The 14872-nt window shown below is 75.8% G+C and carries 12 protein-coding genes; 4 read left to right on the top strand and 8 right to left on the bottom strand.

Translation table 11 applies throughout. The features are described 5' to 3' along the window. Positions 1–44: 44 nt before the first annotated feature. Genes ettA through ACF08D_RS10030 form a run of 3 tightly spaced genes read left to right on the top strand, consistent with a single transcriptional unit; the run spans position 45 to position 2840 of the window. On the top strand, positions 45–1709 hold the full coding sequence (ettA, locus tag ACF08D_RS10040; protein ID WP_392222072.1) for an energy-dependent translational throttle protein EttA: 1665 nt from the start codon (positions 45–47) through the stop codon (positions 1707–1709). Between the two features lie 10 nt (positions 1710–1719). Then, positions 1720–2169 carry an acyl-CoA thioesterase gene (locus tag ACF08D_RS10035; RefSeq protein WP_392222071.1) on the top strand — a complete coding sequence of 150 codons (450 nt, stop codon included), beginning with the start codon at positions 1720–1722 and terminating at the stop codon, positions 2167–2169. Then, on the top strand, positions 2166–2840 hold the full coding sequence (locus ACF08D_RS10030; protein ID WP_392222070.1) for a hypothetical protein: 675 nt from the start codon (positions 2166–2168) through the stop codon (positions 2838–2840). The genes ACF08D_RS10035 and ACF08D_RS10030 overlap by 4 nt, the downstream gene beginning before the upstream one ends. 28 nt (positions 2841–2868) lie before the next feature. Here the strand turns inward: ACF08D_RS10030 and ACF08D_RS10025 are convergent, their stop codons facing one another. The 4 genes from ACF08D_RS10025 to ACF08D_RS10010 all read right to left on the bottom strand — a co-directional run bounded on the left by ACF08D_RS10025 (position 2869) and on the right by ACF08D_RS10010 (position 6871). Beyond that, positions 2869–5130 (bottom strand): hypothetical protein, encoded by a 2262-nt coding sequence (locus ACF08D_RS10025; RefSeq protein ID WP_392222069.1) that lies wholly within the window; start codon positions 5128–5130, stop codon positions 2869–2871. A 113-nt stretch (positions 5131–5243) separates the two neighbouring features. Then, the gene (locus ACF08D_RS10020) at positions 5244–5939 is read right to left on the bottom strand and encodes an ABC transporter ATP-binding protein (protein WP_392222068.1); all 696 of its coding nucleotides are present in this window, start codon (positions 5937–5939) and stop codon (positions 5244–5246) included. A 5-nt stretch (positions 5940–5944) separates the two neighbouring features. After that, positions 5945–6262: a hypothetical protein gene (locus tag ACF08D_RS10015; protein ID WP_392222067.1), complete on the bottom strand. Its 318-nt coding sequence runs from the start codon at positions 6260–6262 to the stop codon at positions 5945–5947. A 204-nt stretch (positions 6263–6466) separates the two neighbouring features. Next, positions 6467–6871 (bottom strand): globin, encoded by a 405-nt coding sequence (locus ACF08D_RS10010; protein ID WP_392222066.1) that lies wholly within the window; start codon positions 6869–6871, stop codon positions 6467–6469. 119 nt (positions 6872–6990) lie between these two features. Between ACF08D_RS10010 and ACF08D_RS10005 the strand changes: the two genes are divergently transcribed. Then, complete coding sequence (locus tag ACF08D_RS10005; RefSeq protein ID WP_392222065.1) at positions 6991–8022, top strand: methyltransferase domain-containing protein; 1032 nt, start codon at positions 6991–6993, stop codon at positions 8020–8022. A gap of 76 nt (positions 8023–8098) precedes the next feature. On the opposite strand, the gene ACF08D_RS10000 is transcribed toward ACF08D_RS10005, so the two are convergent. The 4 genes from ACF08D_RS10000 to ACF08D_RS09985 form a co-directional block, all read right to left on the bottom strand. Then, positions 8099–9388, bottom strand: coding sequence for an FHA domain-containing protein (locus tag ACF08D_RS10000; RefSeq protein WP_392222064.1), 1290 nt, complete (start codon positions 9386–9388; stop codon positions 8099–8101). A gap of 53 nt (positions 9389–9441) precedes the next feature. Continuing rightward, the gene (locus ACF08D_RS09995; protein WP_392222063.1) at positions 9442–10800 is read right to left on the bottom strand and encodes a VWA domain-containing protein; all 1359 of its coding nucleotides are present in this window, start codon (positions 10798–10800) and stop codon (positions 9442–9444) included. A 78-nt stretch (positions 10801–10878) separates the two neighbouring features. Continuing rightward, the gene (locus ACF08D_RS09990) at positions 10879–12213 is read right to left on the bottom strand and encodes a PP2C family protein-serine/threonine phosphatase (RefSeq protein WP_392222062.1); all 1335 of its coding nucleotides are present in this window, start codon (positions 12211–12213) and stop codon (positions 10879–10881) included. A gap of 3 nt (positions 12214–12216) precedes the next feature. Beyond that, positions 12217–14856 (bottom strand): tetratricopeptide repeat protein, encoded by a 2640-nt coding sequence (locus ACF08D_RS09985; RefSeq protein WP_392222352.1) that lies wholly within the window; start codon positions 14854–14856, stop codon positions 12217–12219. Positions 14857–14872: the final 16 nt, after the last annotated feature.

Genomic DNA, 14872 nt, shown 5'->3' with positions numbered 1-14872 from the left:
GATGGGGTGTATCTGCCCACTCACGGACTGCCGGACGGTTTCTCTTGGCTGAGTACATCTACACGATGCGCAAGACGCGCAAGGCGCACGGCGACAAGGTCATCCTCGATGACGTGACGCTGAGCTTCCTGCCCGGTGCGAAGATCGGTGTGGTCGGCCCGAACGGCGCCGGTAAGTCGACCGTGCTGAAGATCATGGCCGGTCTGGAGCAGCCGTCCAACGGCGACGCCTTCCTGTCGCCCGGGTACACCGTCGGCATCCTGCTCCAGGAGCCGCCGCTGGACGAGTCGAAGACCGTCCTGGAGAACGTCCAGGACGGCGTCGGCGAGATCAAGGGCAAGCTCGACCGGTTCAACGCCATCGCCGAGGAGATGGCCACGAACTACACGGACGAGCTGATGCAGGAGATGGGCAAGCTCCAGGAGGAGCTGGACCACGCCAACGCGTGGGACCTCGACGCCCAGCTGGAGCAGGCCATGGACGCCCTCGGCTGCCCGCCCGGGGACTGGCCGGTCACCAACCTCTCCGGCGGTGAGAAGCGCCGCGTCGCGCTCTGCAAGCTGCTGCTGGAGGCCCCCGACCTGCTGCTGCTCGACGAGCCCACCAACCACCTGGACGCCGAGTCCGTGCAGTGGCTGGAGCAGCACCTCGCCAAGTACGCCGGCACCGTCGTCGCCATCACCCACGACCGGTACTTCCTCGACAACGTCGCCGAGTGGATCCTGGAGCTCGACCGGGGCCGCGCCTACCCCTACGAGGGCAACTACTCCAAGTACCTGGAGACCAAGCAGACCCGTCTCAAGGTCGAGGGCCAGAAGGACGCCAAGCGCGCCAAGCGGCTCAAGGAAGAGCTGGAGTGGGTCCGCTCCAACGCCAAGGGACGGCAGGCCAAGTCCAAGGCCCGTCTCGCGCGTTACGAGGAGATGGCCGCCGAGGCCGAGAAGACCCGGAAGCTGGACTTCGAGGAGATCCAGATCCCGCCGGGCCCGCGCCTGGGCAGTGTCGTCGTCGAGGTCGAGAACCTCAACAAGGCGTTCGGCGAGAAGGTCCTCATCGACGACCTGAGCTTCTCCCTGCCGCGCAACGGCATCGTCGGCGTGATCGGCCCCAACGGCGCCGGCAAGACCACGCTGTTCAAGATGATCCAGGGCCTGGAGGAGCCGGACTCCGGCTCGATCCGCGTCGGCGACACGGTCAAGATCTCGTACGTCGACCAGAGCCGCGCCAACATCGACCCCAAGAAGACGCTGTGGGCCGTCGTCTCCGACGAGCTGGACTACATCAACGTCGGCCAGGTCGAGATGCCCTCGCGGGCGTACGTCTCCGCGTTCGGCTTCAAGGGCCCGGACCAGCAGAAGCCGGCCGGCGTGCTGTCCGGCGGCGAGCGCAACCGCCTGAACCTCGCGCTCACCCTCAAGCAGGGCGGCAACCTGCTGCTCCTCGACGAGCCGACCAACGACCTCGACGTCGAGACGCTGTCGTCGCTGGAGAACGCGCTCCTGGAGTTCCCGGGCGCGGCCGTGGTCGTCTCCCACGACCGCTGGTTCCTGGACCGGGTCGCCACGCACATCCTGGCGTACGAGGGCGACTCCAAGTGGTTCTGGTTCGAGGGCAACTTCGAGTCGTACGAGAAGAACAAGATCGAGCGCCTCGGCCCGGACGCGGCGCGGCCGCACCGCGCCACGTACAAGAAGCTCACCCGGGGCTGAGGCGCCGACCGTGGCTCGTCACCTCTACAGCTGCCCCCTGCGCTGGTCGGACATGGACGCCTTCGGGCACGTCAACAACGTCGTCTTCCTCCGCTATCTGGAGGAGGCGCGGATCGACTTCATGTTCCGGCTGGCGCCGGGGAACGGCTCGCCGTCCTTCTCCGGCGGGTCCGTCGTGGCCCGGCACGAGATCGACTACGTACGGCCGCTGGTCCACCGGCACGCGCCGGTGGTCATCGAGTCCTGGGTCACCAAGATCGGCGCGGCGTCGCTGACGATCGCGTACGAGGTGAAGGACTCCGAGGGCTCCGACCTGGTGTACGTACGGGCCTCGACGGTCGTCGTGCCGTTCGACCTGGAGGCCCAGCGCCCGCGCAGGATCACGGCCGAGGAGCGGTCCTTCCTGGAGGAGTACGTCGACGACGGCATGCGCTCCGGGGGGAAGGCCGCCGCGGCATGACCCCGCCGCTGCACTTCGCCGACGCCAGGGAGGCGGCCGACCTCGCCGCCTTCCTGGACCGGCTGATCCACTACGACCGGGCCGCCGCCGTCCGCCTCCAGGCGGGAGGCGGGGCCCTCGCCGTGTTCGGGCGGCCGCCGTCCTTCGAGGTGCTGGCCATCCGGACGGCCGCGCTCCTCGACGACGCCCCGCTGGACATCACCGTCTCGGCCGGGCAACTCCTCGACGGCATCGAGGAGTCGGCGGGCAAGGCCATGGTGCCCGCGCCCGTCACCGGGCCGCCGTGGGCGGGCGTCCTGCCCCCGCGCGGCGGCTGGCGGGAGGTCCCCGGCCTCCCGGACGCCGCCGGACTGCGCGAGCAGGTCGCCGGGGCGGTGGCCGAGTTCCGCCGCCGGGACGGCGCCCTGCCCGCGCAGCGGCGTACCCGCACCGAGCGCGACCGCATCGGCCGGGAGATATGGTCCCGGCCCGTCGGCACCACCGGCCTGCCCCTGCGGGCCGTCCACGCCGCCCAGTCGCTGGGCTTCCTGCCGCCGCACCGGGTGCCGGTGGCGCTGCTCGCCGCCGGGGCGTGGCTGCGGCTGCGCACCCCCTACGGTTCGGTCGCCGTCCGCGCGGCCGGCCTGGGCACCGGGCTGAGCGTCACCGCCGTCCGCCCCGCCGCCCCCTGACCGGCGCGGCCGCACCGCACCGGGCCGTTCAGTCGCCGCGCGGCGCCCACCGGTGGCCGGCCCGGGCGCTCAGCCACCCGCCGCCCACCGTCGCCGCCGCGCACACCGCGCCCGCCACCGCCAGCCCGCCCGCGAGCAGCCCGAGCGGTGAACTTCCCGACGGGGACAGGAAACCGAGGTTCACCCCGGCCAGCAGCCCCGCGGACAGCGCCGCCAGCGCCAGCGCGCACGCCATCGGCACCCCCATGCCCCACCACGCGACCCGCAGGTGGAAGCGCACCCCCGAGGTGTAGCCGGCCAGCGGCCGCAGCTCGTCCGCCCGGTCGAGGAAGGCGTGCAGCAGCGCCGCCGCCCCCGCCGCCGCGAGCAGCAGGAAACCGGCCGCCGCCACCAGCACCACCCACCCGGCCTGCCGCGCCCGGGCCGCCGCCCCGACGACATGCGCCTCACCGGGCACCCCCACCTGGGGGAGTGGCAGCGTGGCACGGGCCGCCCGCTCGGCGCGCTCCCGCCCCTCCGGTCCGCTCGTCAGCACCACGAACGGCCCCGGCTCCCGCAGCAGCTCCGCCCGTGACGCCGCCGCCTGGACGCCCACCGGGCCGAAGCCCATCCAGCGCAGCGCCTCTGTGCGGGGCGTGCGCTCGGCGTACGCCTCCCGCGCCGGTACCGCCCCGGTGCGCGGGCAGACCCGTAGCGCGCCCAGCGCCGCCAGGTCCCGGCAGTCACCGCGCAGCACGGGCGGGCCGATGCCGGTCGGGCCGCCCGCGCCGGTGCCGGTCGGACCGCCCGCGCCGATGCCGGTCGGGCCGCCCCCGCCGGTGCCGGTCGGACCGCCCGCGCCGATGCCGCCCGCGTCGGTCGGGCCGCCCGCGCCGGACGTGCCGGAGGAGCCGCCCGCGTCGGTCGGGGCGGCCGCGCCCACCCGTAGCACCCGGGCGTCCGGGCCCAGGGCGGCCACGAACCGGGCGGACGCCGCCTCCGACGCGGGCGCGCTGTGGACCTCCAGGAGCCGGCCGTCCAGGTGCCGGGCCAGCGCGGTGGCGCGGCGCGCCTCGTCCGTCAGGTCCGTCACCATCACCAGCGCCTGCGCCACCAGCCCCAGCATCACCACCAGCGCCGCACCCGCCCGCGCGATCACCTCGGGGCGGGCCGCCGCCCAGCGCCCGCCGACCAGCCGGGCCGGATCGCCCGCCGCGCGGCCGGTCAGCCGGGCGGAGAGCCGCGCCGCCGCCCGGCCCACCAGCGGCGGCAGCCCGGCCAGCACCAGCGTCGTCCCCAGGACGAACAGCCGGGTGCCCGCCGCCCCGCCGGACGCCGCACCCGCCACCACCGCCAGGCCGCCGGTCGCGCACAGCACGCCCGGCCACACCGACGGCCGCCGGCGCGCGGGCCGGAGCCGCCCGGACCCGGCCGGGCGCACCCGCAGGTGCAGCGCCGCGAACAGCAGGCACAGCACCGCCCACACCAGGACCAGCGCCGGCGGGTACCACCACCGCAGCGGCGCGAGATCGCCGGCCGCCACCGCGTAACCGGTCAGCGGCAGCCGTACGCCGGTCAGCGTGAGCAACGCCAGCGGGACGCCGGCCAGCGCCGTGCCGAGCGCCAGCGGCCCCAGGCACTCGCCCACCGCGATCCGGGCCCGGACCGAACGCCCGGCGCCCATCGCGTACAGCACCGCCAGCCGGCGGTCCCGGCCGCGGGCCGCCAGCCGGGCCGAGACGACCAGCAGGACCGCGGCGGGCAGCCCGAGCTGGGGGGCGAGCAGCCCGTACAGGTCGCCCGCCGGACGGTCGAACGCCTGGCTGACGAAGTGGCCCGGCTCCGGCGCGGGACCGGTCCCGTAACCGGTGATCGCCAGCGTCGTCACCGGCCCCCGGACGGGCACACCGGCCGGCGCGCGGACGTACACGAACAGCTCGCCCGGGTCGGCGAGCCCCTCCGGGCCGATCGTGCCGGCGAGCCTGCCGTACCGGGTGGCGGCCGGCGGCATGGCGTCGAGCAGCGCGGGCGACACGAACGCCTCGCCCGGTTCCGGCCAGCGCGGCAGCCCCGGCGGGAGCGGGGCGGACGGGCCGGCGGGCTCCAGGTACACCACCGAGAAGTCCCGGTCCGCCCAGCTGTCGGCGCTCTGGTTCCACCAGGCCGCCGGGCGCGTCCCGGGCCCCGCGGCCTCCGGCACCCGGGCGGCGATCCGCGCGTCCCGGGCCTCGTGCACGGCGCCGACCGCCTGGACGCACCACACCAGCAGCGCCGCCGCCACCCCGGTCAGCGCCAGGCACACCGTCTGCACGGTCAGCCGCGGGTCACGGCCACCACCGGACCCGGACCTGGACCCGGACCCGGACGCCGCGCGGCGGCCGACCGCCAGCAGATGCGCGGTCGCCCCCCGGCGGCGGGCCCGCCTCACGGGCGGCCCGGCGTCTCGTGCAGCCCGCCGTCGCGCAGCGCCAGCCGCCGGTGGGCGCGGTGGGCGACGGCCGGGTCGTGGGTCACCACCACCAGGGCGCAGCCGTACTGGGCGGGCAGCCCGAACAGCAGCGCGCACACCTCGTCCGTGGCCCGCTCGTCCAGCGCCCCGGTCGGCTCGTCGGCCAGCAGCAGCGGCGGCCGCGTCGACAACGCCCGCGCCAGCGCCACCCGTTGGCGCTCACCGCCGGAGAGGGCGTCCGCCGGTGAGTCGGCCACCGCCTCCGCGCCCAGCTCGCGCAGCAGCCGCCGCGCCGTCCCGTACGCCTCCCGGCGGCCCCGGCCGGCGATCAGCAGGGGCAGCGCCGCGTTCTCCAGCGCGCTCAGCTCCGGCAGCAGCTCCCCGGACTGGTGGACCAGGCCCACCGTGCCGAGCCGCCACGCCGCCGCCCTGGCCGGCCGCAGCCCGGCCGGTTCGGTGCCGTACACCAGGACCGTCCCCGCGGTGGGGCGGTGGAGCCCCGCCAGGCAGGCGAGCAGCGTGGACTTGCCGCTGCCGCTGGGGCCCGTGACGGCGACGGACTCGCCCGCGGCGGCGGTCATCGCGGCGTTCCGCAACAGGACCCGGCCGCCGTCCGGCGGCGCGCTGGTGAGGGTCAGTCCCGCGACCGCCACGGCGGGCGGCGCGGCCACCGTGGTCAGGGGTGCCTCTTCCAGGCGGAGCAGGCGTCCGACACCAGCGGCCGGTTCTCGCAGGTCTGGAGGGTGTAGATGGAGTACGTGCCGGTGGTGGAGTGCTTGCAGTAGCCGCCGGTCTCCTCCATGCGCACCACGGTGTTGGGGGTGGTCCGCTTGAAGTTGACGTAGACGTTGAACCCGTCGAACTCGCGGTCGCAGACCCCGGCGTACTTGTGGTCGGCGCCGATGTAGCCGAAGTCCTCGCCCTCGTAGACGTAGAAGGTGTCACCGAAGGCCGTCCCGGCCCCGAGCAGTGCCGTGACCGTCGCGATCGCCACGGCCCCCAGCCTCACGGTCCTTCGTCGCACACCGCACCTCCGCAGAACGAGGGGCACCCGCCGGCTGCGGATGCCCGTTCGATGTGTTGCGGCTGTGAACTTAGGGGCTGCTGAAGGCCCGGCGGGACGGGGTGGCGGAGAGTTGGCCGGAACCTTCCCTGCTACTTCTCCGTCACCTCTCCGGCACGGACCGTGCGCGGCGGCTCAGTCGGCGGTGTTCACCATCGAGGCCGCGGCGTACGTCAGGTAGTTCCACAGGGTCCGCTCGTGATCCTCGGACAGGCCCAGCTCGTCGACCGCCGCCCGCATGTGCTTCAGCCACGCGTCGTGCGCGGCCCGGTCCACGGTGAAGGGGGCGTGGCGCATCCGCAGCCGCGGGTGGCCGCGGTTGTCGCTGTAGGTGCGGGGGCCGCCCCAGTACTGCATCAGGAACAGCACCAGCCGCTCCTCGGCCGGACCGAGGTCCTCCTCCGGGTACATCGGCCGCAGCAGGGGGTCCTCCGCGACCCCCTGGTAAAAGCGGTGCACGAGGCGCCGGAAGGTGGCCTCGCCGCCGACCTGCTCGTAGAAGGTCTGCTCCTGAAGCGTGCCGCGCGGGATCTCATTCACCCGTCCATCGTCTCAGACGCCCCGGCGGAGGTCCCGGGCCCTAGGACCCCCGCCCCGCATTCCTGGACGGCGCTTCCCGGGCACTCGCCACCGGGGCCCCCGGGCAGCACAGTGGAGGTATGCGGACCGGCCCCGTACCCCCCGAGGACCCGTACGCGCGGGACCCGGACGCCGAGGACCCGTACGCCGGGGACGCGGCGGCGGCCCGGCGCGCGCTGGTACGGGAGATCGCCGCCGGCGGCGACCTGCCGGACCCCGCCTGGCGGGCGGCGTTCGAGGAGGTGCCGCGGCACCTGTTCGTGCCGTCCTTCTACGTCGGCGTCCTCGGCGGCTACGAGCGCCTGGGCCGCGAGGACCCCGATCCCGGGCGGCGCCGCCGCTGGCTGGAGTGCGCCTACCAGGACCGGCCGCTCGCCACCCACCTGCGGGACGGCGACCTCGTCTCGTCCGCCAGCCAGCCGTCGCTGATGGCCGGAATGCTGCACGCCCTGGAGCTGCGGGACGGGGACGCCGTCCTGGAGATCGGCGCCGGCACCGGCTACAACGCCGCGCTCCTCGCGCACCGGCTGGGCGACGAGCGGGTGACCACCGTCGACCTGGACGAGGACATCACGGCGGCGGCCCGCGCCCACCTGGCCGCCGCCGGCCGCCACCCGGCCGTGATCACCGGCGACGGTACGCACGGCTGCCCCGGGCGGGCGCCCTTCGACGCGGTGATCGCGACCTGCGCCGTCCCGCGCGTCCCCCGCGCGTGGCTCGCCCAGTGCCGGCCGGGCGCCCGCGTCCTCACCCCGCTGTCCACCGGGCTGCTCAAGCTCCGGGTGGCGGACGAGAGCCACGCGGAGGGGCGCTTCCTGCACACCTCCGCCTACTTCGTCCCACTGCGCGGCGACGCCGGCCCCGCGCGGGCTCCGCACACCGGCGGACTGCCCCGGCGCGCGACCGAGAACGAACTGTTCCGGTTCCTGCTGGCGCTCACCGCCGGCAGCCTCGACCCGCACGAGGCGTACTCGCTGTGGCAGCGCGAACGCCGCCCGGTGCGGGAGCGGTTCGGAGTGACCGTCAGCGGCGCGTACCAGTGGGCGTGGCTCGACGACCCCGAGGGCCCGTACCTCTGGCCCCTCGGCACGGCGGCAGCCGGACAGGGGTGAGTCGTGGGCCGGTACGCGGACGAGGGCGCCGGCCACCGGGGGGTGGCCGGCGCCCTCGGGGGCGACTGCCGCTCGCTCAGCCCCGGCGGACGGTGATCGTCGTCCAGGCGCCCACGTGGACCCGGTCGCCGTCCTTGAGCGGGACCGGGACGTAGGGCTGGATCGGGTCCTCGGCGCCGTTGATCGTGGTGCCGTTGGTGGAGTTCTGGTCGACGACCGCCCAGGTGCCGTCCGGCTGGTGCACCAGCACCGCGTGCTGGTGCGAGACGCCCGGGTCCTCCGGCGGCACCGACAGGTCGATGTCGGGGGACTCGCCGGTGGACTGGCGGCGGCGGCCGATGCTCACCTGGTTCCCGGTCAGCGGCAGGCGCTGCTCGGGGGAGTAGGCGGGCAGGTTGAGCCCGGCGGCCTCGGGGCCGCTGCGGCGCATCATCGCCATGAAGTACTCGCGGTCGGGCGCGACCACCGCCGTCCAGCCCTGCTGCGGCGCGGGCTGCGGCTGGGGCGGCTGAGGAGCGTGGGGCGCCTGGGGCGCCTGGGGTGCCTGGGGGGTCCCCGGGTGCGAGGGCTGCGCCTGGGAGGGCGGCGGCAGCATCCAGTCGTCGCCACCGCCGCCGGGCGCCGGCTGCGGGGCGGCCGGGGGCTGCGGCGCGGGCGGCGGGCCCGGCTGGTGGAACGCCTGCGGCGGGGGCGGCGGGCCGGACGGCTGCTGGAACGCCTGCGGCACCGGCGGCGGGCCCTGCGGCGGGCGCTGGGACGACGGCGGCTCCGGCGGCAGCGGCTCGGCCGGCCGGTTCACCTGCGAGGGGCGCGAACCCTGGTACTCGAACGGGTCCGGCGGGCGCGGTGCCTGCGGCGCCTGCGGCGGGGCGCCCGGACCCGACTGGAAGCCGGGCGGCAGGTTCAGCCCGGGCGGCGGGCCGCCGGGACCGCCCGGACCGCCGGGGCGGCCCTGGCTGCCGGGGAGCGGGGGCGGGGCGACGGGGGTGTACGACGTGGCCGTACCGGTGATGAAGTTGAACCGGCACTCCTCGCAGAACGGGGCGTTCGCCTCGCGGGGCGTACGGCACTGCGGGCACAGCTCCGCCTGGGCGGTGGCGTTGGGGTCGCCGCCCGGGAAGCCACCGGGGCGGCCGGGGGCGCCGGGGCCACCGGGACCCGCGCCGGGTCCGCCGGGGCCGCCAGGGCCAGGACCGGGTCCGGGTCCGCCGGGGCCCGGGCCGGGGTAGCCGTACGCGGGCGGCGGGGGCGGGGGAGGCGGCGGCGGAACGGCACCCGCAGGCGCGCCCGCCCCGGTCATGCGGTGTCCGCAGACCTCGCACCAGTCGTCGGAACCCGACTGGTGTCCGTTCGGGCAGGTCGGCATGTCGGCGCTTCCCCCTCTCCTCGTCCGGCCCCGCGGGCCGAGCAGATCGTGACCTATTTCTTCACGCGAACGGTCTTGGTCGAGCGCGTTTCGAGCGTCATCTCGTCCGCTTCCGCGACCTTCGCCTTCAGTCGCACAGTACCGGTCGCCGCGTCGACCACGTCCACCACCTTCGAAAGCAGTTTCGCAGTGTCCGCGTTGCCGGAAGCGGCCGCGAGCTGCACCGCCCGGCCGAGCTTCGCCGTCGCGCCGCCGAAATCACCCGACTTGCGGGCATCCAGCCCCTGCTGGATGGCCTGGGCCAGCTCCGCCTGGCCCGTGTAGTGCGCGACCTGCGGGTTGATGGAGGTCGACGCGGCCATGTCGTCCGTCCACACCGCCCGGACCAGGCCCTGCGACAGGCTCACCGGCGCTCCGCCCGCCGGATCGGGCAGGACGAGCGAGACCCGCGCCGCGAGCATCTCCTGGCCGACGCCGGCCTCCGGCACCCGGACGCACAGGTGGTAGTCGCGGGACTCGTCCCCCCACGAGCCGGTCGGGTAGTCGCCGGACCGGGGGCCCGCCTCCGTACGCCGGTGCGTGAGGTCCTCCACCGCGGGCGCCACCTGCTTGACGAAGACGATCTCCACCCCGACCGGTGTCCACAGGCGCAGGGCGACGTCGGCGACCTCCTTGCCCATCGCGTGCTCCATCATCCGCGTGAAGTCCGCGGCCAGCCCCGCCGGGTCGGCGACGATGTCGGCCGTGCCGAGCAGCGCGGAGGCGATACCCGTGACCTCCTTGACCTCCCAGTCCGTCCCCACCCCACGGGCGTCACAGGTGAAGCGCCCGGCGCAGGCGTCCAGCGCGGCTCTCAGATCCTGCGGCGACTCGTGCTCGTTGCGGCCGTCGGTGAGCAGGATGCCGTGCCGGATCGGGACGTCCGCGGACGCCAGCAGCCCGTCGGCGAGGGTCAGCCAGGTCCCGATGGCCGTGCCGCCGCCCGCGCTCAGCCGGCGCAGCGCCTCCTTGGCCTCCGCCCGGGTGCGGGCGTCCGCGGTGGCCAGCCGCCCGCCGCCCGGGTAGACCTCCTTCGCCACATGGGTGCCGGCGACCACCGCGAAGGCCATCCCGTCGCGCAGGGTGTCCACGGCGGCGGCCGTGGCGTCGCGCGCGTGGCGCATCTTCGTCGGCGGGTACTCCATCGACCCCGAGCAGTCCACCATGATCACCACGGCGGCCGAGGGGGCCCGGCCGGGTATGGACGAGGGGGAGGCCGACGCCCCGGCGAGCGGCACGCCCCCACTGGTGCCGCCGCCCGTCGCGGTGACCGTCACGATCGCGTTGACCTCGCGCCCGCCCTCCGGCAGGTACTCGTTCTGGTACACGTCCACCGAGAACTGCGGCACGCTCGACTTGGAGAAGTTCGCCATCTGATCGGCTCCTGGGACTCGGACGACGCACACGCAACACACGGACAGGGGCGGGCGGTTGGTCGTGGGGCGAGACGGTCAGGCCGATCCTGCCCCTCCCGGCGGCACGGCGAACGGCACCACCGCCACTGTTACGTTGTCGTGCCCGCCGCCGTCCAGGGCGTGCCCGACGAGCACGCGGGCGGCGTGCAGCGGGCGGTCGGCGGCGTCCGGGGGGACCACCCGCGCCATGTCCGCCGCGCTCTCCGCGTAGTTCCACAGGCCGTCCGTGCACACGACCACCACACCGGGGCGGTCCGGCTTGAACGCGGCGGTGTGCGGCTCCAGTTCGTACGCGTCGGCGCCCAGCCAGCCGGTGATGGCGTGGGCGCGCTCGTCGGCGTACGCCTCCGCCTCGTTCATCAGGCCCGCCGCCACCATCTGGGCGGCCCACGAGTCGTCCTCGGTGAGCCGGGCGGGCGGGCCGCCGCGGTCGTCGGGCACCCAGTAGGCGCGGCTGTCGCCGACCCAGCCGACCACCAGCAGGCCGCCCGCCGCGACGGCGCCGACCAGCGTGCACGCCGGGGCGTTCCGGTGGCGGTGCGGGTCGTGCTCCATGGCCCCGGCGTCCTGCCCGTCGCCTTCGCCGTCGCCGCCCTCCGCCAGGGCGTTGACCGCGTCGGACGCGGCCACGATCGCCTCGTGCAGGGCGGTCTGCGGGTGCGTGCCGCGCGGGAGGGCGTCGACGAGGGACGCGCGGGCGGCGGACGCGGCGGCGGCCGACGCCTCGTCGGGGCGGGTCGCGGACGACACCCCGTCGCAGACGATCGCCACCACGGCCGGCGAACCGTCCGGCAGGGCGGTGGACGTCACGGCGAACGCGTCCTCGTTGCGGTGGTGGCGCAGCCCCCGGTCGCTCACGGCCGCGACCGCGCTCAGCTCCTCCTCCATGTGGTCCCGCTCGCGCGGCTGGGCGTGCCCGCAGTTCTCGCAGTACCCGTCGGGGTCCACCCGCCCGGCGCGGCACGCCACGCACAGCCGGCCCCCGCCCGCACCCGGGGAGGCCGCCGCCGTGTGCTCGGCCGCCCGCGGGTCGCCGGCGGCCGGCGGGGGTGCCTGGGAGGGCGGGGGTGCCTGGGACGGCGCGGGTGCCGGTGACGGGGGCGGTACGGGCGCGGGGGCCGGGAGTTCGAAGTCGCCGCCGTCCCCGGCGCGGGCGTCGAACCGGACCGCCGCCCCGTCGGGGGCCGGCCCGGCCGCGGCGGCGGACCAGGCCGCACCGCCCGCGGGCGAGCCCATCACCATGGTCGGCCGGTCCTGCGGCGGCGGCGGTACGGCCGACAGGTCGTACCCGCACGCACCGCAGTACAGGTCACCCGACTCCAGCGGCTCCTCGCAGCTGGGGCAGGCCGAGAGCTGGTGCCTCTGCGCCATCATTCACACCCATGTCCGGGGGCGGTAGCGGTTGGCCCGCTCCACCATGTCGATCCTCTCCTCGCCCCGCTGAGCGAGCCGGGCGAGCACCCGGTAGGAGCGTTCCAGTCCGGAGCGCAGGCCGCGCTCGTCGGGATCGCTGCCCAGCAGCGGGGGCCGCGAGGCACCCGCTCCGGGACTACCGGAGAGTACCCAGTCCAGCGCCTTCCCCAGCACCTCTGTGGACAACTGCTCGCGGCGCACCGCGTCCAGCCCGAACTGCCGCAGCGCGGACACCTGGTCGGCCGCCGCCGCCAGGTCGCCCGCCAGCGGCTCCCGGGCGGACCGGTGCCGCAGCCGGGCCCGTACCGCCGCCACACGCGCGGCCGTGTAGTGGATCGACGCCTCGGGCACCGACTCCAGCGCGGCCACCGCCCCCGCCCGGTCACCGGCGGCCAGCCGCACCCGGGCCAGGCCGAAGGCGGCGCTCACGTGGCCCGGGTCGGTCGCCCACACCAGGCGGTAGTACTCGGCGGCGTTGTCCAGCTGGCCCAGCAGCTCGGCGCAGACGCCCAGGGCGAGCTTCGGCGCCTGCTCGCCGGGGAAGGCGTCGTAGACGGCGTCGAACGCCACCGCCGCGCTCTCGTCGTCGCCGCACGCCAGCGACGTCAGGCCCCGGTACCAGACCACCCGCCAGTCGTCCGGGTACTGGGTCTCCAGGGTGGCCAGCAGCCGCCCGGCCGCTCCCGCGTCGCCCATGTCGAGCCGGGCGCGCAGCTCCCGCAGCCGCAGCTCCAGGGAGGCCGCGGGCGCGGCGTGGAGGGCGGTGATCAGCTCGGCCGGGGCGGAGGTCAGCAGACCGGCCAGGAAACCGGCGTTGGGGTCGCCCGGGTCGACGTGCGGCACCGGCAGTGCCAGCGCGGTGGCGCGCGCGTCGAGCGGCGCGAGCAGCGGCCTCCCCGGTGCGCCGGCCCCGGACCCGGGCTCGATGGACCCCGCCTCCCCGGACCCCGTCTCCCCGGACCCCGGCTTCCCGGACCCGGGCCCCGCCTGCGCGCGGGGAGCGGGCACCGCGCCGGGGGCGGGCACCGCGCCGGCCGCCGTGCCCGGGGCGGGCGGGACCCCGGGGGCGGGCACCGCCCCGGACCGGCCGCGGCCGAACAGGGCGAGGCCCTTCGGCACCTCCCGCGCGCCCAGCTCCGAGACGTCGCCGTCCGCCACCGCGAACAACTCGGTGTCGGTCACCCGCACTTCCGGCCCGAACAGCGTCGACAGGGCGGGGCGCGGCCGGCCCGTCTGGAGGGCGACCACCTCCCGCAGCACGCCCGTCAGCTGGTCCGCCATCTCCTGCGCGGAGGCGAACCGGCGCGCCGGGTCCGGGTCCGTCGCCCGCACCAGGAGCCGGTAGAACGACTCGTACGACCGGAAGACCTCGATGTGGTCCGGGTCGGGCAGCGATTCGGCGAACACGTTCGTATAGCCCTGGAAGTCGAACGTCAGCACCGCGAGGGTCCGCGCCACCGTGTAGAGGTCGGACGCGACCGACGGGCCGGTCTCGGCCACCTCGGGCGCCTGGTAGCCGACCGTCCCGAAGATGGCCGACGTGTCGTCGTCCATCCTGCGCACCGCGCCCATGTCGATGAGCTTGAGCTCGTCCTCGGTCTGGATCGCGTTGTCGACCTTGAAGTCGCAGTACAGCAGGTTGCGGCCGTGCAGGTGTGCCAGCGCCTCCAGGGCCTCGATGCCGTACGCGCACGCCTGCTCGACCGGCAGCGGGTCGCGCCGGCCGTCCGGCCCGCGCCGCTCGTTGGCGATGTCCTTCAGGGACTTGCCGCCGACGTACTCCATGACGATGTAGCCGTCCAGCGACCCCGTGCGCTGGTCCAGGTGCTCCACGAAGTTGTAGATCCGGACGATGTTGGAGTGCTCGATCTCGGCCAGGAACCGGCGCTCCGAGATCGCCGCCGCCATCGCGTCCTGGTCACCGGTGTCCAGCAGGCCCTTGAGGACGACCCACCGGTCGGACACCGCCCGGTCCACGGCGAGGTAGACCCAGCCGAGCCCGCCGTGCGCCAGGCAGCCCGCCACCTCGTACTGGCCGTGCACGACGTCCCCGGCGCGCAGCTTGGGCACGAAGGAGTACGGGTGCCCGCACTTGGTGCAGAAGCCCTCCGTGCGCCCCGGCCGGTCCCCGCGCGACCGGCCGACCGGCGCGCCGCAGTCCGACCGCGAGCAGAATCGCTTCCGCTCCGGCACCTCCGGCTCCGCCATCACCACCGACCGGGGGTCCGGGCGCGGCACGGCCGGGACCGACACCAGCCCCGCGCCCAGCCTGCCCCGCCCCGAGCGACCGGTGGACGCCCCGGAGCCGTGCACCGACACCGAGCGCACCGACACCGAGGGCGCCGACCCCGGGCCGCCCGACAGCGACCGGGACAGCCGCCCCGACACCGACCGCCGCGACGACCGCGACGACCGCGACGACGAACGCGACGACGACGGGGAGGACGTCGCCGCCGAGGGTGACGACGACGGCGACGACGACGGCGAGGACCCGGAGGCCGACCGCTCCGCGACCCCCGTCGGCGGCGACGACACCGTGCCGGACGGCGAGACCACGGGCGCCAGCCCGCACGTGCCGCAGTACAGCTCGCCGCCGCCCATGTCCTCGTACGAGCCG

This window comes from Streptomyces sp. NPDC015131, from assembly GCF_043079975.1.
GTDB lineage: Bacteria > Actinomycetota > Actinomycetes > Streptomycetales > Streptomycetaceae > Streptomyces.
The sequence above is the reverse complement of the archived record's forward strand: the minus strand, read 5'-3'. Positions and strand labels throughout refer to the sequence as shown.